Source organism: Thalassolituus sp. UBA2590 (genome assembly GCF_002339775.1).
Lineage (GTDB): Bacteria > Pseudomonadota > Gammaproteobacteria > Pseudomonadales > Oceanobacteraceae > Thalassolituus.
Genome location: NZ_DDKU01000103.1, coordinates 34,351 through 34,725 on the forward strand (window position 1 = coordinate 34,351; position 375 = coordinate 34,725).

Here is a 375-nt window from a genome sequence, read left to right on the forward strand (position 1 = left end):
GAACTGGCATTTATTGGAAGATGTGCTGGGGTGGGTGGCAGTGCTGATTATCTCAATCGTTTTGCAGTTTGCCGACTGGCCTATTCTCGACCCATTGCTATCGGTGGGCTTTACTCTCTTTATTCTGTTTAATGTGTGTCGGAATCTTTGGGGAACCGGCAAGCTTTTCTTTCAGGCTGTTCCAGATAAGGCGCTTCACGAGGAGATCCGGCGAACACTAATTGGCATTGATGGCATCAGCGGAATTCATCACCAACACCTCTGGTCCCTGGATGGTGAACAGCATGTACTGACGGCCCATATCGTAGTGGATCACGAGGGAGTTTTTGGTCCTGACGAATACTGCGCCATCAAGCAATCCATTGCTATGGCGCT

Annotated in this window: 1 protein-coding gene; it reads left to right on the forward strand. The window is 49.6% G+C overall.

Annotation, left to right across the window (positions count from 1 at the left end):
- Positions 1-375 (forward strand): cation transporter (locus tag B2067_RS09360; RefSeq protein WP_349676803.1); only part of this gene is annotated, 375 nt, incomplete at both ends.